Annotated in this window: 17 protein-coding genes and 1 pseudogene; 14 read left to right on the plus strand and 4 right to left on the minus strand. The window is 69.6% G+C overall.

The genetic code is table 11. The annotated features are described in order from the left end of the window. The first annotated feature begins 111 nt into the window (after nt 1–111). The 10 genes from ACIPXC_RS22255 to ACIPXC_RS22300 all read left to right on the plus strand — a co-directional run bounded on the left by ACIPXC_RS22255 (nt 112) and on the right by ACIPXC_RS22300 (nt 7,615). Complete coding sequence (locus ACIPXC_RS22255) at nt 112–714, plus strand: TetR/AcrR family transcriptional regulator (protein ID WP_401620877.1); 603 nt, start codon at nt 112–114, stop codon at nt 712–714. Nucleotides 715–734: 20 nt separating this feature from the next. Next, complete coding sequence (locus ACIPXC_RS22260) at nt 735–1,181, plus strand: hypothetical protein (protein WP_401620879.1); 447 nt, start codon at nt 735–737, stop codon at nt 1,179–1,181. Nucleotides 1,182–1,305: 124 nt separating this feature from the next. After that, complete coding sequence (locus tag ACIPXC_RS22265; protein WP_401620882.1) at nt 1,306–1,683, plus strand: 4'-phosphopantetheinyl transferase family protein; 378 nt, start codon at nt 1,306–1,308, stop codon at nt 1,681–1,683. 319 nt (nt 1,684–2,002) lie between these two features. Next, nucleotides 2,003–2,458, plus strand: a complete 456-nt coding sequence (locus tag ACIPXC_RS22270; protein ID WP_401620885.1) for a helix-turn-helix domain-containing protein — start codon at nt 2,003–2,005, stop codon at nt 2,456–2,458. A 252-nt stretch (nt 2,459–2,710) separates the two neighbouring features. Further along, entirely contained in the window at nt 2,711–3,238 is a 528-nt protein-coding gene (locus tag ACIPXC_RS22275; protein ID WP_401620888.1) for a regulator component, read from the plus strand. After that, a complete protein-coding gene (locus tag ACIPXC_RS22280; RefSeq protein ID WP_401620891.1) occupies nt 3,235–4,425 on the plus strand; it encodes an MAB_1171c family putative transporter in 1,191 nt (396 codons plus the stop codon). Before ACIPXC_RS22275 ends, ACIPXC_RS22280 begins: the two co-directional genes overlap by 4 nt. Beyond that, nucleotides 4,422–5,612 (plus strand): cytochrome P450, encoded by a 1,191-nt coding sequence (locus ACIPXC_RS22285; RefSeq protein WP_401620894.1) that lies wholly within the window; start codon nt 4,422–4,424, stop codon nt 5,610–5,612. Before ACIPXC_RS22280 ends, ACIPXC_RS22285 begins: the two co-directional genes overlap by 4 nt. 224 nt (nt 5,613–5,836) lie before the next feature. Beyond that, nucleotides 5,837–6,631 carry an FAD-dependent oxidoreductase gene (locus ACIPXC_RS22290; protein WP_401620897.1) on the plus strand — a complete coding sequence of 265 codons (795 nt, stop codon included), beginning with the start codon at nt 5,837–5,839 and terminating at the stop codon, nt 6,629–6,631. Beyond that, nucleotides 6,618–7,079 (plus strand): hypothetical protein, encoded by a 462-nt coding sequence (locus ACIPXC_RS22295; RefSeq protein ID WP_401620900.1) that lies wholly within the window; start codon nt 6,618–6,620, stop codon nt 7,077–7,079. Before ACIPXC_RS22290 ends, ACIPXC_RS22295 begins: the two co-directional genes overlap by 14 nt. Before the next feature lie 47 nt (nt 7,080–7,126). Beyond that, nucleotides 7,127–7,615 carry a hypothetical protein gene (locus tag ACIPXC_RS22300; RefSeq protein WP_401620903.1) on the plus strand — a complete coding sequence of 163 codons (489 nt, stop codon included), beginning with the start codon at nt 7,127–7,129 and terminating at the stop codon, nt 7,613–7,615. A 278-nt stretch (nt 7,616–7,893) separates the two neighbouring features. Here ACIPXC_RS22300 and ACIPXC_RS22305 read toward each other — a convergent pair whose 3' ends face one another. The 4 genes and pseudogenes from ACIPXC_RS22305 to ACIPXC_RS22320 form a co-directional block, all read right to left on the minus strand. Beyond that, on the minus strand, nt 7,894–8,481 hold the full coding sequence (locus tag ACIPXC_RS22305; RefSeq protein WP_401620906.1) for a DUF6262 family protein: 588 nt from the start codon (nt 8,479–8,481) through the stop codon (nt 7,894–7,896). Then, nucleotides 8,478–11,063 carry a tyrosine-type recombinase/integrase gene (locus tag ACIPXC_RS22310; protein WP_401620909.1) on the minus strand — a complete coding sequence of 862 codons (2,586 nt, stop codon included), beginning with the start codon at nt 11,061–11,063 and terminating at the stop codon, nt 8,478–8,480. Before ACIPXC_RS22310 ends, ACIPXC_RS22305 begins: the two co-directional genes overlap by 4 nt. A gap of 35 nt (nt 11,064–11,098) precedes the next feature. Beyond that, nucleotides 11,099–12,277, minus strand: coding sequence for an integrase (locus ACIPXC_RS22315; protein WP_401620912.1), 1,179 nt, complete (start codon nt 12,275–12,277; stop codon nt 11,099–11,101). 120 nt (nt 12,278–12,397) lie between these two features. Further along, nucleotides 12,398–12,619 (minus strand): annotated as a pseudogene (locus ACIPXC_RS22320) (transporter); the annotation flags it as partial. Between the two features lie 964 nt (nt 12,620–13,583). Here ACIPXC_RS22320 and ACIPXC_RS22325 point away from each other — a divergent pair. Genes ACIPXC_RS22325 through ACIPXC_RS22340 form a run of 4 tightly spaced genes read left to right on the plus strand, consistent with a single transcriptional unit; the run spans nt 13,584 to nt 21,430 of the window. After that, the gene (locus tag ACIPXC_RS22325; RefSeq protein WP_401620915.1) at nt 13,584–14,948 is read left to right on the plus strand and encodes a hypothetical protein; all 1,365 of its coding nucleotides are present in this window, start codon (nt 13,584–13,586) and stop codon (nt 14,946–14,948) included. Beyond that, complete coding sequence (locus ACIPXC_RS22330; RefSeq protein ID WP_401620917.1) at nt 14,948–15,715, plus strand: hypothetical protein; 768 nt, start codon at nt 14,948–14,950, stop codon at nt 15,713–15,715. The genes ACIPXC_RS22325 and ACIPXC_RS22330 overlap by 1 nt, the downstream gene beginning before the upstream one ends. 1 nt (nt 15,716) lies before the next feature. Further along, on the plus strand, nt 15,717–20,330 hold the full coding sequence (locus ACIPXC_RS22335) for a hypothetical protein (protein ID WP_401620920.1): 4,614 nt from the start codon (nt 15,717–15,719) through the stop codon (nt 20,328–20,330). After that, nucleotides 20,327–21,430: a hypothetical protein gene (locus tag ACIPXC_RS22340; protein ID WP_401620923.1), complete on the plus strand. Its 1,104-nt coding sequence runs from the start codon at nt 20,327–20,329 to the stop codon at nt 21,428–21,430. The genes ACIPXC_RS22335 and ACIPXC_RS22340 overlap by 4 nt, the downstream gene beginning before the upstream one ends. The last annotated feature ends 352 nt before the right edge of the window (nt 21,431–21,782 follow it).

Consider the following 21,782-nt stretch of genomic DNA (forward strand, 5'->3'; position numbering starts at 1 on the left):
TCAACTGGACGCGGGTGTCGGGCCGCCTCCGAAAAGCACCCTAGACGACCGGTCAACTACTACGCCACTCAGTGCGCCTCCGGATTAGTTGACCGACCGTATACTTGCGCCATGGGACGCACCAGCACCGCCCGCGAGCGGCTCCTCGACGCCACCGGCGAACTCATGCAGCACCGGGGGTACAGCAGCCTGGGAGTGGCGGAGATCTGCGCCGCGGCAGAGGTCAAGAAGGGCAGCTTCTACCACTTCTTCACCTCGAAACAGGACCTCACCCTCCAGGCGGTCAACGCCTACTGGGAAGGCCAGCGCGGCGCCTGGACCCTCGCGCTGGACGGCCCGGACCCCGCCCTGGTCCGACTCCGCCGGCTACTGGAGGGCATGGCGCAGGTCCAGCGACACAGGAAGGAGACCTGCGGCACGGTCGACGGCTGCCTGCTCGGGAACCTCACCCTCGAACTCAGCACCCAGGAACCTGACGTTCGCGCCAGGCTGGAAGAGATCTTCGACGAGCAGACAGCACTGATCGGTGCCGTGCTCGGCCAGGCCGCGGACGAAGGCGGCATCCCTCGCGAGCACGCCGAACAGTCGGTCGCACGCGCGGTGATCGCCCACCTGGAGGGGCTGGTGCTGTTCGCCAAACTCAAGAACGATCCCGCGGTCCTCGACACCCTCTGGCCGCACACACTGCTCCTCGTCAGCGGCGAAGGGCCGTAGACAGCCCCGGTGCACAGGGGATGATCCATACCCGTCGCGCAGGAGAGCCAGGGGCTGCGGACCGGCTGCCCGCGCCGCGAATCCCGGTGGGCCGCCATGGCCGGTGCCTCCCACTGGGAACATCGCACCACCCTGCCGTCGACACAGCGGCCCCACGTTGTGGGCCTGAGTCCAGGCGGACGTCAAGTCGTTCAGCGCTCCCCGAAGGGCCGCCGCGGTCGCCGCGGTCGCCGGCGCAGCCTCAGCGACCCCGGGGGCATCCGACCGACGAGGAGCTGGCCGCGGTGGCCGCCGTGCTCGCCGCCACCGTCGGCATGCGCAACTCGCTTACTTCACAAGGACCTTCCAGCTCCCCGCGCGGTGCGCGATGGCCCGAACTCTGGCCCGGAAGCCCTTCGCCCCGCTCCTGGGTCACCCGGCAGGGCGGGCCGGCCGAGGACCGACCGCCACGCGCGCGAAGGGTTTGACCGCACATGCGTCTCCCCCATACGGGGGAGGCGGATAGCCCCGTTGGTTGAGGTGCGGCGACGCCCCCGTGAGGAGAATGGGCCCGCTCACCCGGCAGCCCCCCGGCCGCACGGACGTCCCGCCGTGGCCGGGGGCGCTCTCCACTTCTCCCTCTCGCACAGCGAGGACGTGGCCAATTTCGCCTTCGCCCGAGTGCCGGTCGGTGTCGACGTGGAGGGCATCCCGAGCGCGGCCTCGGTGGCCGACGTACTGACCGCCCTGCACGCGGCGGAGACCGCCGAGCTGACCGTCCACCCTGAGCCGGACCGCCGTACGGCACTGGCCCGGGTGCGGTCCCGCAAGGAGGCGTATCTCAAGGCCACGGGCATCGGGCTTGCACTCGGCGTGGCCGACCCGTACGTCGGCTCCGCCCCCGACCCGGCCCGTCTTCCGGGCTGGACCCTGACGGACATCCCCGCCCCCACCGGCTACGCAGCGGCGCTCGCCCTGCGCGGCCAGTAGGGCTTGTCCGCAGGCCAGGGCTCAGCCCACAGACCGGCCCACACGCACAACGGCCTGAACCGACGCGCACCCGGGCACGGTGCCCGCGGACGCGGCCACGGCGCTCCGGGCCGTCGGCCGAGCTCACCCCCGTGAAGCTCGACCCCGACCCGGCCGGCGCCGCCACCCCCCTCGACACTTCAGTGGCGAAGAAGCATTGGTAACGTACACCAGAGTGACTGCCCGGCGTCAACCAAAGTGTTGCCGGGGCCGGCCCAAGTGGCTTCGAGAAACACTGTGGTGGGCAAAGACTCGGCATCACGCCAAGGAGGTCGTGTACGTGAAGGATGACCAGTCGCCCACCTTCGCCCAACTCCTGGACCACCTCTTCCGCGAGGTGCACCCCCCGTCCCGGGGGCCCTACACCTACGCGGAGGTCGCCGAGGGAATCCGCAAGGCTGCAACCGGAGAGGGGCGCGGGGTGACGGCGAGCGCCATCCAGCAACTGCGCACCGGCGCCAAGCGGAACCCGACGCGACACACCATCAAGGCCCTGGCCGACTTCTTCGGCGTACCGGCGGGCTACTTCGTCGACAGCGCGGCGGCCGAACGCACCAAGGCGGAGATCGGCCTCCTCGCCGCCATGCGCGATCAAGACGTCCGCAAGGTGGCCCTGCGCGCCAACGGTCTGAGCGTCGACAGCCTGAAGATGCTGTCCACCGTGATCGAACAGGCCCGGAAACTCGAAGGACTCACCACCGAGGACAGCTCGCAGGACCTCAACCTGGACGACTGAGCCGCGCACCGGGCGACGATCGCGCGATCCCCGCCCCCGACACGACACCCCCCTGTGGCCGATCCTCGGCAGGGGGGCATCAGCCGTTTCCCGGGACAGGCCCGGCATCCCGGGCCGCACGGCACGTCCGCGGCAACACCCCGCCCGCACCGCGGAGTCGCGAACATGTCAGCATGGGGCGCGCATACCGGGCTTCCAGGGAGAGGCTCGCAACGGCCGCCCGCCCCCGACCGGCGTCACCAGAGTGAGGACATGGACTTTGAGCAGCTTCGCGCCGCGTGTGAGGCACGCGTCGAGGCGCTTCGACTCCCGCACCGCTTCAGCACCCGCGACCTCCGCGACGCCGTGGCCGAACAACGCGGACGCCCCATCATCCTGCGCCCCCTGAGCACCCTGGGCGCCATGGACGCCCCGTGCGGCATCCGCCTGGAGACCCCGGACGCCGACCTGTTGTTCTACGAGGAGGCGACCTCCCCCCTCCACCAGAACCACATCCTCGCCCACGAGATCAGCCACATCATCTGCGATCACCCCGGCAGCCTGGAACTGGACCAGGACACCCTGCGCGCGATCGGGTTCAACCCCACCCTCGTGCAGCGCATGTCCGGCCGGACCAGCTACACCAGCGAGGACGAACGCGAGGCCGAGGTGATGGCCAGCGTGATCCGACAACTCATGTACCGGGGACGCGAAGGCCCGTCGAGCCGGCCCGCCAGCGGCGCCGAGAGCTGGGACGCGCTGTTCGCCAAGCCACACAGGAAGAAACGCCACCGGAAATGATCAACATCCTCTTCACGGGCACGGCCGTCGTGCTGCTGTGCTTCGCCGCCTACTGGGTGCGAGGACGCGGCGGACACCGCCCTACGGGCACCTGGGCGATGGCGGCGCTGCTGACCTCGTTCGCCCTCGCCTTCGCCTCCTACGCCCCCGCCGTGGAGCGCGCGGTCGAATCGGTGGTCCCCCACGTCGCCCGACTCCTCAGCAACACCTTCACCCTGACGGCGGCCACCTCGGTCCTCGCCTTCCTCTTCCAGCTCAATCTGGACCGCGAACGGGCCCACCGGCAGATCCGACTGCGCCTCATCGCCCTCGCGATCTCCGTCGCCGGCATGACCGCCTTCTTCGTCGCCGAACAACTCACCGGACGAAACCCGGTGTTGTACGCGTGCTACGTGCTCATCTACATCTCCTACCTGGGGTACACGGCCAAGGACTTCCTGCTGCAGACCTGGGCCCAGTCCACGCGCTCGACCCGTCGCAGTCAGCGCTGGGGCCTGCGCACGACCTCGGTCGGCTGTGGCTTCGCCCTCGTCTACGCCGCGTACAAGCTCTTCGCCCTGGTCTCCATCGGCCTCGGTCTGGGGCTCGTTCCCGACCACGCCCGGTGCTCGACGCCGCTGACCCCCTTCCGCTGCGCGTTCAGCGTGACCGCGCCCGCCATCGCCGTGCTCCTCATCACCTCTGGACTCACCCTCCCCGCCCTGCTGTGGCCGCTCAGCCAACTGCGCCGGCGTCGCTGGGAACGGAATTCGTTCACCGCGCTGGAACCGCTGTGGCGGGAGGTCACCGCAGCGGTCCCCGAGGTCGTGCTCGACCCGGGGAACACCGGGGCCGACACCCACGACCTCGACTTCCACCTCCACCGCCGGGTCATCGAGATCAACGACTGCGTGCTGGCCCTGCGCCGGTATCGTCAAGCGTCGGTACGGGACGCCGCGGCCGCCGAGGTCGCCCGCCGGGGCACGGCCGACACCCCCGAGGGCGACGCCGAGGTGGAGGCGGCGGTCATCGCCGCGGCCGTCGCCGCGAAGCACGCCGGAGCCACCCCCGAAGGCGACGAGGCCCCACCCGCCACCGGCACCACCTCCCGCAAGGGCGACCTCCAGGCGGAGACCGCGTGGCTGCTGCTCGTGGCGGACGCCTACGCGCGGCAGCCGGCACCCGCGAACGTGGGCGCGGCCTCGTGACCGCCCCCCGGCAGGACCCACTGCGCGACACGCGCTTCTTCGCCGACCCCTACCCCACCTACGACCGGCTGCGCGGAGGCTGCCCGGTCCAGCGGATCCCCACCGGCTCCGGCGGCCACCACGCCTACCTGATCACCGGCCACCCCGAGGCCCGCGAGGCGTTCACCGACCCCCGCCTGTCCAAGGACACGGCCCGCTTCTTCGCCGATCGTCCCTCGAACCGCGACCTGCACCCGGCGATCTCCCGCAACATGCTGGCGATCGATCCTCCCGCGCACACCCGCCACAGGCGGGTGGCGACGCCGCTGTTCACCACCGGACGCGTCCGGGCACTGCGCCCGTACATCACCCGGGTCGTCGAGGACCTCGTGGCCGCGTGGCGACCGGGCGCGGAGGTCGACTTGGTGGCGGAACTGGCGGTACCCCTGCCGGTCACCGTGGTCTGCGAGCTGCTGGGGGCGCCGGAATCCGACCGCTCCACGCTCGCCGGCTGGTCCCACGACCTCTTCGACGCATCCGACACCGACCGTGTCGACGCCGCATCGCACAGGATCGGCGAGTACCTGACCCGTCTCGTCGACACGGCCCGCGTCGGCTCCGGCGACGGCGCGCTCCACTCCCTCCTGCGCGACTGCGACGAGGGCGGACTCGACCAGGACGAGACCGTCTCCCTGGCCGCCCTCCTCCTGGTCGCCGGGCACGAGACCACCACCCACTTCATCGGCAACGCCGTCCTGGCCCTGCTCCGGCACCCGGAGGCCTTCGACCGACTGTGCCGGGACCCGGACTTGATCCCCGGCGCCCTCGACGAACTGCTCCGCTTCGACTCCCCGGTGAGCGTGGCCACCTTCCGTCACAGCACGGAGGACCTTCGCGTCGGCGGGGTCGACATCCCGGCGGGCTTCCCGGTGCTCATCGCCATCGGGGCCGCAAACCGCGACCCGGCAGCGTTCCCCGACCCGCACCGCCTCGACCTCGACCGCGACGCCGGCGGCCACCTCTCCTTCGGCCACGGCATCCACCGCTGCCCGGGCGCCCCCCTGGCCCGGGCCGAGGCGGAAATCGCCCTCCGCACCCTGGTGAGCCGCTTCCCGAACACGCGCCTGGCCATCCCCGCAGAATCCCTGACCTGGCGCCAAACCCGCCTCACCCGCGGCCTGACCACCCTCCCCCTCACCCTCGCCTGACCCACCCCAACCACTGCGCCCGCCCCCGCCCGGAACCTGTGCGGGCCCCGAACTCGACGAACGATCCACTCCCGCGCCTCGAAGCGGTCCATCAGCTTCGACAGCCGCGGGAGCCGCGAGGGCTGCGACACATACCTCGACCACCGGCAGACCGTCGTGGCTGTGGGCGCGCTGTCCGGTTCGGCGTCGTCGCCGGACTGCCCGGTGGCGTGGTCGTTGCGCTCGTGACGGACCCGCCGTGGGTCCAGTGGGCCGGGCACACGGTGGTGCTGGGAGCCGTGCTCGGCCTCCTCTTCGGCGGGGGCCGGCAGAGCAACGGCTCGGCATTCTCCGTCGGTCTGCTCGTCGGCCTGCTCGACTGGGTGACCTGGACCCTCACCCTCGCCCCCGTCCTTGAGGGGGACACGCTGTCGTGGTCGATCGCGGTGGCCGTGGCGCGCTTCCCCGAGCTCGTCGGCGCTGCCCTGTTCGGCGCGATCACCGGACTCGTGTTCCACACCCTCTCGACCTGGCTCCCCCCGCGCCCGGCACCCCAGCGGGCCAAACCCCGTGTGGTGATCGTCGGTGGTGGCTTCGGCGGGGTCGGGGCCGCGCGCGAACTGGACCGGCGAATCGGCCGTGGGCTCGACGCCCATGTGACGCTGATCAGCGACTCGAACTTCCTGCTCTTCACCCCGCTCCTCGTCGGCGTCGCCTCCAGCACGGTGGAGGCCAGGCATGTCAGCGCCCCGGTGCGTATCGGGCTCGACCACGCCTCCTTCCTGCACGGGCGGGTGGCCTCCATCGACACGCAGGAGCGCAGCGCGTACGTCTCCGCCGGCAAGGAGGGTGAACCGCGTCCCGTACAGGACCGCTCCAGGTCAGCCTGGCTTGGTGCCGAAGACAAGCTTGCTCAAATGGACCGACGATCTCCCGGCGGCACGGTGATCAACCTCGGCATGCCACGCATAGCCGCGGCTCAACCTATCCGGAAAGAGGGAACGGCTTCGCTGAGACAATCACTGGATGACCAGCAATGAGATCCGGTTCGACTGCCGGCACCGGGGCGACGGCGGCCCGCTCGTGATCGTCCCCCGCATCGACGGAGCACGACTCACCGAGCTGATCGACGGGTTCGAGATCGCCGCCGGGATGCAGCCCGCAGGCGCCGCCTACGGCGGTCTGATCCCGGAGTTCTTCCGGTTCGGCCCAATTCAGGACCACTTCCTCGGACGGTCCACCAACGCCATGGGGCCGGAGACACCCGTTCTCGGTTGTGAATGCGGCGAGTGGGGATGCTGGCCACTCATGGCCCGCATCACCGCGACAGCAGACCTCGTGACCTGGGACACCTTCGAGCAACCGCACCGCAAGACCCGCAACTATGCGGCATTCGGCCCGTTCCAGTTCGACCGCCACCAATACGATGACGCCTTGCGGGCCCTGAGCACGGTTATCGGCTCCAACATCGACGACACGCGCACATGAGCGAAACCAGGCGGGGCCTGCCGGACTAAAGAATGGGGAAGCGGTTCATGGAAAGGTTCGAGACGGACAGTCTGGCGCTCATGCCTGGCCAGAAGGTCCAGGCCACGGTCCTCAGCCATCACCCATGGGGTGTGGTCGTTGAGATCGTCGGTCACGAGAACGCGGGCCTGTCGGCCTCCATCGACATGATCCAGCAGTTCTCCCGGGCTACGAGCAGCCATGACGAACTACTCGCGCTCTTTCCACCCATCGGTTCGCAGATCGATGCAGTGATCGAGCGAATCCACCGCTGGCATCCGCCGGTTTCAGTGCGGCTCAGTATCCGGCCTGCCGACCTGGAGTCGCTCGCCTGGAGCTGCGACTTCTGTGGTGAACGGATCACGTTGAGCCCAGGTGGAGACGCCCTCGTCCTGGACTCGCGGAGCAACGACGGTCCAGGAAGCCACCCCCTCATCTCCCACCGGCACTGCCTGGCCGAGCGAATCGAGAACCACGGAGAGCGGGCGCGAGCATTGAAGATCGGGAAGATTCACTGAGGGTCGTCAGGCCCCGCCTACCGGCCTGGCCGAGCTCGACAGCTCATTCGGCGGGAACCAACCGGTAGTTCAGAGAACACGTCGGCATCCGTGCCCCGCTTGTACTCGACTTTACCGACCGCAGGAGCTCGTGAACCGGCTCTGAACTGCGACGACTCATAGAGTACATGTCCGCGACGCGGAGTTGGGGCCGTTGCTGTAGCTCGCCTGGGTGGTCTCATGGGACGGCCCGTCCACCGGGACGGTGGACGGGCCGTGAAGTGGTTGGGCGGGAGGGATCAGGACTTCAGTACCGGTTCGGCGATACGAGCTTCAAGGTCGGCGACCCGCCGGTCCTGGAAACGTAGGTTCGAACGGGCGGCCTTGAGTCGTTCGTCGAGGGTGCGGTTGTCGGTGGTGAGCTGGCGGACGCGCTGCTTGAGCGTGGTGTTCTCGGTGGCAATCCGCTGGATGGCGCCCTCGGTCCACTCAGCCTGCAAGTCGCCTATTTGGCCGAGGAGTTCGCCAATCCGGGTGCGTTGGGTGAAGATCTCGGTGTGGGCGGCCCTGAGGGCGTCCTCGGCGTTCAGAGCGCGTTCGCGCCAGGTCGCCTCGCGTTCGTCGTCCTGTCCAGAAAGCGCGCGGGACTGGTGTTCGTCGGCCTGCGTCATCGCTGCGGAGACCGCAGATCTGGCCTCGACGTTGTCGTAGAGGAAGGTGCGCGAGACGTCCGCTCGGCGGGCGACGGCGGCGACGCTGACCTGGGCTTTCTCGCGTCGGAGCCGGGCGATGGCCTGGTGGACGCGCTGAAGGGCGGCTTCGGTCTTGCGGCGGCGGGCGGCCAGGGCCGCCGCGGTGCGGGGTTCGGGAACAGTGACGGTGTTCATGCGGCTTCCTGTTCGGGGTCGTCTCCGTCGGCTGTGCACGTACCGCTGTACTCGTCCGGCTCGCCGTTGGCCGCGTCGGCGAGGTCGGCGGCGCGGAAGGCGGTGGACCACACGCGGTGGAAGTAGTCCTGGGGTTTGCGCAGGTCCAGGGCGAGGGCGTCGTCGAGGAGGCCGAGGCCGGCCAGGGCCCTTTCCAGGCCGTCGATGGCGCGTGCGGTGGGTTCGAAGTAGCGGTGGAGGTAGTCGGCGGTGGCGTCGTCGGGGGCGCCTTCGGCCAGCAGCCGCCACTGTTCCCGTTTGCGGCGCCAGTAGAGGAGGTCGGCGCCGGACAGGACGAACTTGTCGCAGTTGTGGCAGTCGAGGTTGAAGGGGCAGGCGCCGCCGTTCACGACGGGCTGGAAGGTGCAGAATCCGCCCTCGGCGGGGGTGCTGCGGCGAGAGAGGTCGATGGCCAGGGCCTGGGCCTGTTCTCGGGTGAGCGGGGTGGTGTCGCTGGTGAGGGGTTCGCCGGGGTGGGCGGCGCCGGGTCCGGCGACCCACACGTGCTGGAGGACGTTGTCCAGGTCGCTGCTGGTCAGGTGGACGTAGTGCTCGGCCATGCGGTCGGAGACCTGGCCGAGGTAGCGGCGGATGTGCGTCAGGGTCGCGCCGTGCCGCAGCAGCCGTGTGGCCAGGGTGTGCCGGGCCTGGTGGGCGACGTAGTGACCGCCGAGGTCAAGCTCGGCGAGCCAGCTGCGGAAGCCGGTGTGGAACCAGGTGTAGGACAGAGCGCGGCGGCCGTCGGGGTTGAGGATGTTGGTGGGGAACAGGGCCAGGTGGGCGCGTTCGGCAGCAGTGGGCGGACGACCGGCGTGCCGGTCGGCATAATGCGCCAGGGTCTTGCGGCGGCGTTCTTCGAGCCGGTCCAGGAGCTGGTCGGGGATGCGGACGGCCGCGTTCAGGTTGCCGACCTTGGTCTGGTCGTGCCAGAGCAGGGGCAGCCCGCCGTAGCGGCCGACGCAGTCCAGGCGGAGCTCGAGGACCTCTCTGGCGCGCCGGCCTGTGACGATGATGGTCTCCCACACATCCCGCAGACCCCGGTCGTGCGGGTCGTAGCCGTCGGCGAGCTGCTGCAAGTTGGTCTCGTCCGCAAGCGCCCGGGCGACCTCGTCTGGGAAGGGGTTTCGGCTGCGGGGCGTGCCCCGGCCTCCGACCGGCATGGCGGCTATGAAGGTGCGGTCCAGGCCGATCTGCTCGGCGCTGCCGCTGTCCAGCGCGCCGCGCAGAAGAGACCGGCCATAGTTGAAGACCATCCGCCGCTTGTTCTCGGTGACTTTCGACCTTTTGCCGTCCAGGCGGGCCTGGCCGCGGAACGTGAGGCCGAGGCGTTCGCGGTTGCGCAGGTCCGCAACGAAGCGGTGGACATGCTCGCCGCGCAGCACGGTGGGGTCGTGGCCGCCGCTGGGCGCCTCGGCCTCCAAAAACGCAGACAGTTCGGCGCCGGCGCGGCGTACGAAGTCCACCGGCTGGGCAGTGCGCGGACAGGTGGGCGAGCGCAGCACGTCGACGATGTGGTCCCACAAGAGGTCGCGCAGCCACCGCTGGGTGACGCAGGTCAGGTCGACGTAGCTGGAGCGGTGCGGGAAGCGCACCCCGAAGTGCTCGGTCTCGATGTAGCCGGCATCCCGGGTGTCGGAGGGGGTGAAGTAGATCTTCCGCAGGGCCTGCTGCATCTCCTGGACCATGCGCTGGTGGTAGGCGCGGTGGAAGACGGACGCATCCAGGCCGGCCAGGGACGCCACGTCGCGGCGCTGGCACTCGTCCGCGAGCGACTGCACCCACGTCAGATGCCACACCGCGACGGGCTGCATGCCGTGAACGTGCATGCCCCACTGAAGCTCGGCCCTCAGCAGGGGCCGCAGCCCGCGCAGGTTGACCGTTCCGGTGCGGTGCACCGGCAGCTGTGCGCGGCACCAGGCGCGGAAGGCGACCTCGTCCTCGCAGGTCACCGGGACAGGGCGATCGCGGCGCTCGTAGGTGGCGAAGAAGTTCTTCGGAGGCTTCGCCCCGCCCGGCCGCCCGGCCCGGTTGTAGCCGCGCTCGTGCGCGCCGCACAACCCCAGCGGCGAGGCGGCCAGTTCGTCGCACACGTCCGCCCGGCACTCACCATAGCCCGGCAGCGCCGGCTGGTCGACCAGCCACCGATCGAACTCCGCCTCGCCCCTGCCGGGGAGCCGCTTCCGGTAGCTCAGCCACCGGTTGCGGTGCCGGAAGCACAGCACCCGCTGCAGGCTGAATGCCGGACGCTCGGGGCAGATCCGGCACATCATCGCCTCCGGTATCTCCGTGGCCGGCAGCGGCTCCGCACTCCGCAGGAACTGAGCCCGGCTCATCCCGCGCGCCTCCGCCTCCTGCCACTGCCCGGCGTGCACCGAGCACATCGCGTAGCGCCGCCAGCGGGGCCGCTCGCAGTCGACGACCGTGCAGCTCCACGGATAGACCGGGTGCGTCGGCGGGATCTTCAGCACCCCGCCGCGCAGCACCGGGTCGAACTCGGGCCCGTTGACCAGCGCGGTGAGCACCTCCAGCCGGTCCCGTCGCATGCGGGCATCCTGGAGCGGCAGCTGCGACGGCGCCGTCACTTCGTCTCACCCCAGACCTTGCGCAGGGCGGCGTCGAAGACCGGGTCGTGGACATCGACGTGTCCGTAGACCTCATCCACCATCGTGGCCGAGGCCCAGCCGCCGGCGTCCCGGGCAATCAACGTGTTGCCTTCGGCGGCGTCGAGAACCGCGGACGTGAACGAGTGCCGGAAGGCATGGGGTTTCACGACCCCGAGTCCGGCTCGTATCCCGGCCCGGCCGAGCATCCGCCTGGCTCCGACCGGCGCCCACGGCTGTCCGGCATCGGCGCCGTGCAGCTGGACCATGAGCATTCCGTGCCCGGCGCCGCGCGGGTACTCGTTGGTGACGTACTCGAAGTAGGTGTGCACCATCGCGGGGCTGACCCGTTTGATCAGACCGCCGGTCACGATGCCGTGCTCGACCCGCCAGGGGTGCTTGCTCTTGGCCTCGGCCCGGTTCGGATTGCCGGGCCGGTGGCAGACGTGCAGGTGAGGGGTGCGGCACTCGCCGCAAGCCGCGTTCTCCCGCAAGTGCAGGTCGACGAGATGAAGTCCGCAGAGCTCTCCGATGCGAAGCCCGCCGTCGGCGAGCCAGGTGACCACCAGCCGGTCCCGGGCGGCGTTCACCGTCTCCAGCAGCCTCTCCCGGGCGCCCTCCGGGAGCATCTTCGGATGCCGGCGGTGCGGCCCCTTCGGCGCCAGCGGGTTGGTGGGCAGCGACGTCTTCACGTGCCCGAGGAACGAACGGCGCCGGTCCACCCGCGACGGCAGCCGCGACTTGTCGAGCTTCTTGCCGAGTTCGCCGTTGATCCCGAGGGAGGACTGATGCAGATAGAAGCCCTTCAGACAGGCCGCCGCGATCGACAACGCGGAGCGGCCGTAAGGGCGCTTACCGACCCGCCACGGCTCGCCGAGCGGCATGCGGACCTCGGCACCGACCATGCCCATGTACCGTTCCAGGTCGCGCAGTTGTACTGCGGTGAATGTCAGGCACTCCCGCTCCAGCCACCGCAGGTGGTCCACCAGCAGATACGCGTACGTCCTCTGCGTTTCCGAACCGTCATGCAGACGCAGGAACCGGTCCGCCTCCGTGTGCACCGTCCCCTCGGGCCACACGATCGTCCACGACCGCCGCCCGCCCTTCCGCTCGATCTGCTGAACCCTCAGGTCCCCGACCACCACGTGCCGTGCCACTCGTCCTCCGTACCGACTCCAGAACATGACAGACGTCCCGGACACGGTCGGTAAACAAGCCCAGGATGTGCTGGTCACAGTCCCAGACGGACATCACGGGCAGGACTACCTGCGGTCGGTAAACTCGACCACGACGGGTGCGCCGTTCTCGTCGATGCCCAGCGAGTCGACGCGGCCTCCGTGCACCGGTCCGGTGCTGTACTCGCTCGCCAGGAACGTCACTCCGAGCATGGCCTGCATGTGTGCCTCGACGAGGTCCTGCACATCAGCCTCGACCTCGGCGAGCCGCGGCGCGACCTCCGTCACGCCATCCTTGAGGTTGAACAGTCTCAGCCCCGTCACCTTCCCTTCCTCGGTTACGGGGCTGCAACAACGGACGGTGATCGAATTGTTTCCATCAGGGTCTTCGAGCTTGTGAAGATGGTGTGAGAGGCTACCTCCGGCCAGTCGGGGGCGTCCGCGTCCCACGACACCGCAGGGATCCGCGGATCCCACATACGTCCCACAGCATCACGGGACGAGCGCCAGGAGGACTGCGTTTTCGCAGGTCAGCCCCCGTAGCTCAGTGGATAGAGCAGGTGCCTTCTAAGCGCCAAACCCATCTGACAGAACTTTGCTCGACGCCTTCGCCACCCCGTCCCGCACGCACAGGCCGCCCATGCGTGGAGGCTGAGGGGCGGCGACAGCGCCGAGCACGCCAGCTAGGCCATCCGGTTCTCTCCGAACGCCCCCGCCAATCTCCTCCAGGACCTCACCGCCGAACTCGCCCACGGCTTCGCCACCCGGCCCTTAGCCGCTGCTTCCGAGCCCCAGCTGGCCCGCCCCTCTGCACACCCTCTTCCGCCGGCGCCTTCCCCGCAGCGCATTCCCGGTCCAGGGCGCCGGTGACGCACGCCAGCCTGCGGGTCCGCCGGACAGGGGAAGAGCGCGGAGCGGTGCCGCACCCACGCTGGTGATCGGCCCTGCACGCTCCGGCATCTCCACAGGTCAAATGACCCATACGCCGGGATCGAGAAGCAATGTCAGACCGGCTTGTTATACAGACAAAATGACATACAGAGATAAAGGCGAGGATGATCCATTTTGGGTGGATCTTGAGGACTGTAGATCCGAGGCGTTGACGGCTGACGAGCGCGATCTCTTTGATGATCTTGAGCATTCCTCGGTCGACGCGCCCGAGTGGCGTGAACTGGTCCGTGATCCCGGGTTCGTTCGGCGGCGTGTGTCTCTGGCCGTGTCCGGAGCGCTCCACGACTTGGCTAGGCGTCCGGGGCCACAGCCGTTCCCAAGAGAGCGATACGACCTGGTGAGTCTGGCGCTGGCGGCTCTGGATGCCGTGGTCTCGCGCCAGGGGCTGGAGGATGAGGCCACCACTGAGGAGGTCGTGCGCTTCCTGACCGAGCTGGCACGCCGGTCCGCTCCGGAGCGTCCCCGTGACGAGCACGTGGTGGTGGCCCGGTTCGTGTGGCGGGGGCTGCTCAACGACGATGCCCGCGGGGCCGACTTCACCGTGGACTGCAGCGACTTCCGGGACGGCCACCAGATGCAGCCGGTGCGGTTCCACCTGGTCCGCGAGGAGCCGCACCGTTCCGGGAATCCGGTGGTCCGAGCCAGCAGTGAGGCGATCAACGTACTGCTGAGCGGTCTGGACCTGCCGGTGGAGGACGCGCAGGCGGCTATGGACACGGTGCTGCGCCGCCAGATCGAGCACGGCCAGTGGAGCCGTGCGGAACAGAGCGCGGCCCAGAGCCTGCGGCTCTCGGTCGCGTACGCCGAACGGGTCCGCACCGTGCTGGTGGCGACAGAACGCGATGTGGCCTCGGTGGACTGGAACCAGCGGGCGCCGGAACTGCTGCGCGATGCGCGCGAGCATCTCGCCGAGCGGCTGACGGCCGAGGGAGATCTGATCGACCGGCTGCGCCAGGCCCACAGCGGCTTCGGCGACGAGGAGGTGCGGCGGGCCTGCGGCCGGGTCCTCGATCTACTGCAGCGCGCCTACACCCGGCACGTGGAACTCCACGGGCAAGTGATGCGCGCAGAGCCGACCTTCCTGGACGCGCAGGCCGCCCAGCGGTTCAGGCCCCCGGCGCAGCTGCACACAGTGGCGTTGAAAGGCGACGTCTTCGTCCCCCTGTTGAACCTGGACTGGGCCGAGGCCCTAGAGGTGGCAGAGGCCTTCGCGCAGGCGGTGAGCGGGCCGGTTGTCGGCGCGCTGCCCGTCCTGGCGGAGCTGTATCCCCTGCTGCTCACCCCTCCGAGGGAGAACACGGCCGCCTTCCCCGAGGACGAGGTCCTGATCGTCCACGACGATCTGGACACGGCGCCGGCCTACGACAGCGCCGCCTGGGAGCAGGCCCATGCGGTGGTCGCCCGCGCCCTGTCCGGACCGGTGCGGCTGTCGCAGCTGCTGGAGGAATCGGCGGCCTTCGGCCCCGTGGTCACCGACCTCGTGGCGCTCAGCATGCTGAGGGCGTTCGCACCCGGCCCCGAGGACACCGAGAGCGACGCCGACGACCCGGACCCTGCCGTCCGGCTCCGGCGCCTGCTGTCCCACCGGCTCATCGTGCTGGACGACGGCACACCTCTCACCGGCCACGGCCACCTCGGCAGCGACCTGCTCGCCGTCCCCGCACCCGAAGCCCACCACCATGCGATCCAAGAGGCCGCCTGATGCACACCACCCTCTCCCGTACTGAGCAGATATCCGATGCCGCCCGGCTGGTGCGCTATGCGTGCCACCCCCGCCGAAAGCCGCTGGGCGATGGCGACTATCACGAGCTCGTCGAGCGTTACCGCGCCACTCCCGTCTTCCGTGAAGTCGTCGATGCCATCGCGGAGGGCATGTCGCTGCATGTCATCACGGCGCACTCCGAGGAAGGGCTTCGGGTATGGGCCGTGCCGGGGGGCCTGTTCGCCTTCAAGCTCGCCGACCTGCCGGCCAAGATGCGTGACCCCAAGGACCGGATGGTCTACGGGCTGATCCACGTGGCAATCGCCGCGCACGCGTATCCCACCGCCGCCGACCTGGAAGAGGAGACGATCAAGCGGGTCTCGGTCAAGGAGATCGATGCGTTCGTCCGCCACCTCGTCCACCGGCTGCGTGAGGAAGCACAAGACGACGCGGGGCTGCTGCCCGCAGCGGCTGCCGCCCAGGCCGCCTGGAACTCCTACGACGCGCTCCCGCCGCACCGTCTGGGCAGGGGTGGAGGACTGGCCCCCTCGTCCAGCTTCGGCCGAATCAAGTCCGTCCTGGACTGGCTCGTCGGGCAGGGCTTCGCCCAGAAGGCCAAGGCCCTGGGTCCGCTGGAGTACCGGCTGTTGAACAGCTTCCGTCTGCAGGTGGCCGGCGCCGCCGCCCTGCCCGCCTTCCAGAAGATCACCGATGTGCGCCGCCAGCAGATCGCGGACACCCACCCCACCACCGCCGAGGATAACTGACATGCTGCGCGTGCGCCGAATCCGTCTGGAGAACATCGGGCACAAAGACGCCCGCTTCCACGGCACCGTGCTCGACCTCACCGACCCCAGCGGGCAGGTGAGCGACGGCATCCTCTGGCTGCGCAACGGCGGCGGCAAGTCCAGCCTCCTCGCGCTGTTCTTCAGCCTGCTGCTGCCCGGCAAGGCAGACTTCATCGGCTACACGAAGAAGAAGGGCCTGATCGACTACATCCTGGAGGGCAAACCCGCACACGTCATCGTGGAATGGGAGGACGACGCCACGCCGTTCGGGATCCCCGCTCTGATCACCGGCGCGGTCTACCAGTGGCCCGACGGGCACCGCCCCGCCAGCGACGACGACGCCTGGGACAAACTCCAGCGCGCCTGGTACACCCTGCGCCCCTCCGGCACCACCGACCTGACCACCCTGCCCGTGCACACCGTGGGCGGCTGGCGCAGCAAGGAGGGCTACGTCAAGGCCCTCACCCAGCAGATGGCCGCGGACCACCGGCTGGACCTGCAGATCGTCAACGACCGCAACCAGGGCACATGGGAGAGGATGCTGTCCGACCGGGGGCTCGATCCGCGCCTGCTGCACGTCCAGCGCAAGATGAATCTCGACGAGGGCGCGATCACCGAGCTCTTCCATTTCGACACCGCCGAAGGCTTCCTGGAGCTGCTCATCGACCTGGTCATCGACCCCACGCAGCCCATGACCGTGCGCACCAACGTCAAGAGCCAGGCCGAACGGCTGGCCCGTCGGCCCGCCCGGGAACTCGAACTCCGTTTTCTAACCAGCGCGATCACCCGTCTGCGGCCACTGCAGCAGGCCGTCGCCGACGAGAGAGCCCTGCACGGCCGGATGGGCTCCGTACACGCGGCCGGTGAGCTGGCCTGTACGTGGATCCGTGCCCGCCGTACCGCACTGACCGAGCAGCAGGCCGCGGCGGACCTCGGCGCCGTGAAGGCCCAGCGGCAGGCGGGACAGTCACGTGCGCGGGCGGCAGAGTACCGGCAACGCGCCGACGTCCTCGACCTGACGGCGGCACACCTCACCACCCGGGCCCGTCGCACAGACCTGGAGCAGGCGGATGCCGCCCAGGAAGAAGCGGCAGCGCAGCTGGCGGCTTGGAAGTCCGTCCACCTCCATCTGGAGCGCGACGACCTGGCCCGCGTCCAGAGTGAGTTGACCGCCCTGCTCGCCCGGCGCGCCCAGGACGCGGCCCCGTTGCGCGAGGCCATGGAGCACGCCGGCGCGATGCTCCGCGCCAAACTGACCCAGGTCATCGAGGAGCTCGAGCGGGAAGCCGACCAGCTCGCCAAAGACATCAAGGACGCCGAACGAGAGGGGAAGACGGCGGACCGGGCCGAGAAGCAGCACCTGGTCGCCGCAGGGCAGGCCCGCAGCCGGCTCACGAGCCTTACGGAGTCCCTCCAAAAGATCGACACCCTGGTATCCCGGGCCCGGACCGAGGGCCTTGTGGAGAAGGAGGAAACCCCTGAGCAGGCCCACACCCGCTGGTCGTCCGGCAGCTCCCAGCTGGAGGGTCGGCTCGAACGCGATCAGGCACGGCTCACGGAACTCACCGAGCAGCTCGCGAGAGCGGAAGACGGACGGGACACCGCCGGCAGGCATGTGCAACAGGCCGACCGCGACCACGGCCACCTCTGGGACCAGTGGGAGAGGCTGAAGGGACAGCAGCGCCACCTCGCCCGGCACCCCCGGCTCACCGAACTCGCTCAGCTGGACAACGACATGGACGCCGCCGATGGCATGGACCTCGATGTCGCAGGCCGCCCCCTGCTGAAAGTGCTGCATGACGAGATCGTGCGGGCCCGGGAAGCCCTGATTGCCGAACAGCTCGCGGTGGCCGCCGACCGGCGCGCTCTGGCCTGCCTCAAAGATGAGGGTTTCCTGCCCGCACCCCTGGAGACCGAACGCGCCCTGGCCGCCCTCACCAGCGGCGACAGCCCGGTGGAGGCGGTAAGCGGACTGCATTTCCTGCGCCAGGCAGTGCCTGTCGGCGGGCACGCCCAGGCGATCGCGCAGGCTCCCGACGTCGTCGGCGGCATCGTCGTCCTCGGTGACACCAAGGACCTGGACCTGCGCCGCCTCGTCACGGCCACCGGTGTCCGGACACGATCGGTGATCTCAGTCTGCGACAGCGCCACCGCCCGCGCCCGCCTGACCGGCACCGCCCCCGAACACCTGCACACGGTCTTCCCCGTCCAGGCCGCCGCGCTGGAGCGCGGGGCCGCCGACGAAGAGCAGCTCCGGTTGAGCACCCGCATCAGCGAGAGCACGGAACGCTGCCAGCACATCACCGCCACCCAGGACCAGGACCGCGCCCTGACCCGGGAACTGACCCAGCACCTGGACGCCTTCGGTCCGACCCCGCGCCAGCGCCTCAAGGAACTGCTGGACCGCGCCGAGTCCCTCAAAGACACCTGGAAGGAGAAGCTCGACGCACAGGATGAACAGCACCGTCAGCTGCTGTCCGAACGCGACCGGATCCAGCAGGAGACCGCCAAGGCCACCCGCCGCCTGCGCCACATGGCCACCTGCGCCCAACGGGCCCATCACCTCCTGGAGCAGACGCAGCGCATCGACGACCTGCGCGAACAGGCCGACTCGGCCCGCCAGCACCAGGGCGACCGTCAGGAACAAGCCCGCCTGGCCGCGGACACCAGAAAGAACGCGGCCAAGGCCGAGCAGCGTCACCGGCGCGACGAGACACTCCGCCGCCAGGACCTGAAGCGGCACCGCGCCGCGCTGCGCAAGCTCACCTCACAGGCACCCGACAGCACGCTGGCACCCGTGGACCAACAGAACGTGAAGCGCGCCTCCCTGGACGGCCTGCAAGAACGATTCACCAGAGCCCGGGCCGCCTACGAGTCCGACGCCGCCGACACGCAGCTGCGCGCCGACCTGACGATCACCACCCGCCGCCTGGAGGCTGTGGACAAGGAACTGGCCGAACTGAACGACGCCACACGCGCCCTGACCGCCGAGCTCGCATCACGCTCCGAGGCCACGGATCCCGACCGGCGCGACCACGCCGTCGAGCGTGCCCACAACTCAGCTCGTACTGCCGAACGTTGGGTCGCGCGCTGCGCCGTACTGGTCGAGCAGGCCGAGAAACACGAAGCCGAAACCACCGAGCGCCTCGACGGCACCAGCATCACAGCCGAGGAACTCGACACGTTCGCGACCCCGGAGGCCGCTGAGGCCGCCGCCCTCTCGGCCCGGCAGCACGCCGAACAGGCCGACCGCGAGACCACCGCCCATACCGAGCGGCACCATGCACTCAAGGAGAAGGCCGGCGCCGCCGCGCTGACCGCCAGCTCCCTGCACCGCGCCCACGACGCACTGCGCGCCAGCCTCAACAGCTCCACCAACCAATGGACTCCCGCCCTGCACGAAACCCAGGCGGACGCCGAGACCTGGCTCACAGACCACGACATCGCACCCCACGACGCGTCGACGCTGACCGAGGAGCAGGCCGACCAACTGCAGGAACGGCTGACCGCAGCTATCGACGAGGCCCAGGCGACCCTGGTCCAGGCCACGCGCAAGCTCGCCTCCGCCACTCGCCAGGTGCACCGGCTGGCCGCCGACCAGCAGTACACGGGCGCCGTCGACGCCCAGCTCATCGCCCGGCTCAGCGAGGAGCCCGCGCAACTGCACACCTCGCTGCCCGCGCTGATCCCCGAACTCGAACTGCGCGAGAAGCGCATCACCGCGCTGCTGGACCAACTCAACGAGGACCAGCTCCTCCTGGTCCAGCAGTGCGCGGCCCTGGCCAAGACCATCGTGGCCACACTGCATCAGGTCGCCCGGCACTCCAAACTCCCCGACGGCCTGGGCGCCTGGTCCGGCAAGCCGTTCCTCACCCTCAAACTCGCCGACTGGGGCAGCGAGGAAACCCTCACCCACCGCATCTCCACCTGCGTCGAAACCCTTGTCGCCGACGTTGCCGCCAAGCACGCCAGCAGCGCCAACGTCCTTCCTCCCGGACTCGACCTGGCCAAGCGCCTGGTACTTGCCGCACTGGGCGGTAGCGGGAGTATCACCGCCAAGGTCCTCAAACCCCACCCGGTCCCGGTCATAGACCCCGTCGACGTCACCAAGATCAAGAAGTTCTCCGGCGGTGAACTCCTGACCGTGTCCGTGCTGCTGTACTGCTGCCTGGCACAAGTCCGCGCCGCCAACCGCAACCGCGGGCTGCCTGGCGGGGTTGGCACCCTCGTGCTGGACAACCCCATGGGCAAGTCCAACTACGTACCCTTCATCGACCTGCAGCGCACTGTCGCCTCCACCCACGGTGTCCAGCTCGTCTACACCACCGGGGTGGAAGACCTCGACGCCGTGGGCCGCTTCCCTCTCATCTTGCGGCTGCGCAACAACGCCCACGACGCCCGCAGCGGACACCGCCTGGTCCAGCTGACCGAGCGCTACGGCGATGCCGTCAGCGGCGGCGTCGGCGGCGCCCGCGCCGACGGGATCCGCGCGGCACGGCTCTACCGCCTCCCGCTCACCGACACCGGGCCGGTGCCCCAGAAGCCCGACGGATCCGCCGAACCGGACGACCAGGAAGGGAGCGAGAGCGCATGACGTTGCGCCCTCTCGGTGACGTCCTGCTGGAGCGCCTCCGCGCTCACCCCCGCAAGCGCATCCCGCTCGACGACCTGGCCAACGCCGCCTACAGCGCCGACCCAACGCTCCTCACCGCGCCCGAACGCCGGCACCACCTCGCCGGCGCTCTCCACGCCCTGCAGGACGATGGCGCCCTGCGGCTTCCCACCACCCGGAAGTCGTGGGACCACACCGCCAATCCCCCACTGCCGCACTGGGTCGAGCGCATCGCCCCGTCCTGCCCGGCCGGCAGCCGCCCTCCCGCCCGCACCTGGGTGGAACAGCTGTCCTTCCTCGAAGGCCGCCGGCCCTCCCCCCACGGCTACCGACTCTTCACACGTCTCAACGACTTCCTCCTCGCCGGGGGCGCCACCCGCGAACTCATACCCCTGCGCGACCGGTCCTTCGAACTGTTCGGAGACGAGAAGTTCCTCGACGGCATCCACGACACGAAGTGGGTTACCGACGGTCTCCTCAGCATCGACACGCACCTGCGTGCCTACCTCACCCCCGAGCCCCTGAACATCATCGAGCTCGGTCCGGCGCCATGGCTGCTCATCGTCGAGAACACGGCCACCTTCGACAACCTCCGCCGCATCCTGCGGCAGTGGCCCCGCCCTCACGAAGTGGGCTGGATCGCCTTCGGAGACGGTGATCGCATCGCCGCCAGCATCACCACACTCCCCGAGCGCCTCACCGAAACCGGGCATCCGCTCACGGAGATCCTCTACTACGGCGACCTGGACTACGACGGGCTGCACTGCGTCACGCTGGCCAGCCAACGGTCCGTGGCAGCCGGCCTTCCCCCGCTCGCCCCGGCAAGCGGCCTCTACGCGGCACTCCTCACATGCGCCCGGCGAAGCGCCACCGCCATCACCCCTGACGCCGCCCGCACCGTCAGCACCTGGCTCCCCGCACCGCTCGCCGCCCGCACAACTCTCGTGCTCAGCACCGGAACCGCGGTACGCCAGGAAGCGCTCCAGCTCACCACACTGAGCCGACTTCTCGTACCCGCCCACGGGGACCTGCGTCGGCAACTCGTGGCTGTACCCACGGACGAGGACAGGCCCGACGGGTAGGAGCACCGTCAACTCCGCCACTGGCATCGCCGCGTCGCCCGACCGGTGTGGCAACAACGGAGGCCCCGGGACCCGGGGCCTCCGCGCACTTCTGCGTGCCGACCCGCCGGGGCCGCGAATGAAGGCAGAACCAAGCGATCAGCCGAAGCGTCTAGTGTCCTGAGTCTTAGAAAAGCTATAGAAGTATGCTGGGCTCATGGCACGCATGGGTCGACCGACGGTCGACGTGGTTCTGACGGATGACGAACGTGAGACGTTGCTGCGCTGGTCGCGGCGGGCGACGTCCGCGCAGGCTCTGGCGCTGCGTTGTCGGATCGTCCTGGCGTGTGCTGACGGGCTGTCGAACACGCAG

The organism is Streptomyces sp. NPDC090021 (assembly GCF_044748225.1).
Taxonomy (GTDB): Bacteria; Actinomycetota; Actinomycetes; order Streptomycetales; family Streptomycetaceae; genus Streptomyces.

Excerpts from the sequence above, each read along its gene's own strand:
- ACIPXC_RS22255 (WP_401620877.1), top strand. The coding sequence starts at position 112 with ATGGGACGCACCAGCACCGCCCGCGAGCGGCTCCTCGACGCCACCGGC.
- ACIPXC_RS22260 (WP_401620879.1), top strand. The coding sequence starts at position 735 with ATGATCCATACCCGTCGCGCAGGAGAGCCAGGGGCTGCGGACCGGCTG.
- ACIPXC_RS22275 (WP_401620888.1), top strand. The coding sequence starts at position 2,711 with ATGGACTTTGAGCAGCTTCGCGCCGCGTGTGAGGCACGCGTCGAGGCG.
- ACIPXC_RS22280 (WP_401620891.1), top strand. The coding sequence starts at position 3,235 with ATGATCAACATCCTCTTCACGGGCACGGCCGTCGTGCTGCTGTGCTTC.
- ACIPXC_RS22295 (WP_401620900.1), top strand. The coding sequence starts at position 6,618 with ATGACCAGCAATGAGATCCGGTTCGACTGCCGGCACCGGGGCGACGGC.
- ACIPXC_RS22300 (WP_401620903.1), top strand. The coding sequence starts at position 7,127 with ATGGAAAGGTTCGAGACGGACAGTCTGGCGCTCATGCCTGGCCAGAAG.
- ACIPXC_RS22305 (WP_401620906.1), bottom strand. The coding sequence starts at position 8,481 with ATGAACACCGTCACTGTTCCCGAACCCCGCACCGCGGCGGCCCTGGCC.
- ACIPXC_RS22310 (WP_401620909.1), bottom strand. The coding sequence starts at position 11,063 with ATGCGACGGGACCGGCTGGAGGTGCTCACCGCGCTGGTCAACGGGCCC.
- ACIPXC_RS22330 (WP_401620917.1), top strand. The coding sequence starts at position 14,948 with ATGCACACCACCCTCTCCCGTACTGAGCAGATATCCGATGCCGCCCGG.
- ACIPXC_RS22335 (WP_401620920.1), top strand. The coding sequence starts at position 15,717 with ATGCTGCGCGTGCGCCGAATCCGTCTGGAGAACATCGGGCACAAAGAC.
- ACIPXC_RS22340 (WP_401620923.1), top strand. The coding sequence starts at position 20,327 with ATGACGTTGCGCCCTCTCGGTGACGTCCTGCTGGAGCGCCTCCGCGCT.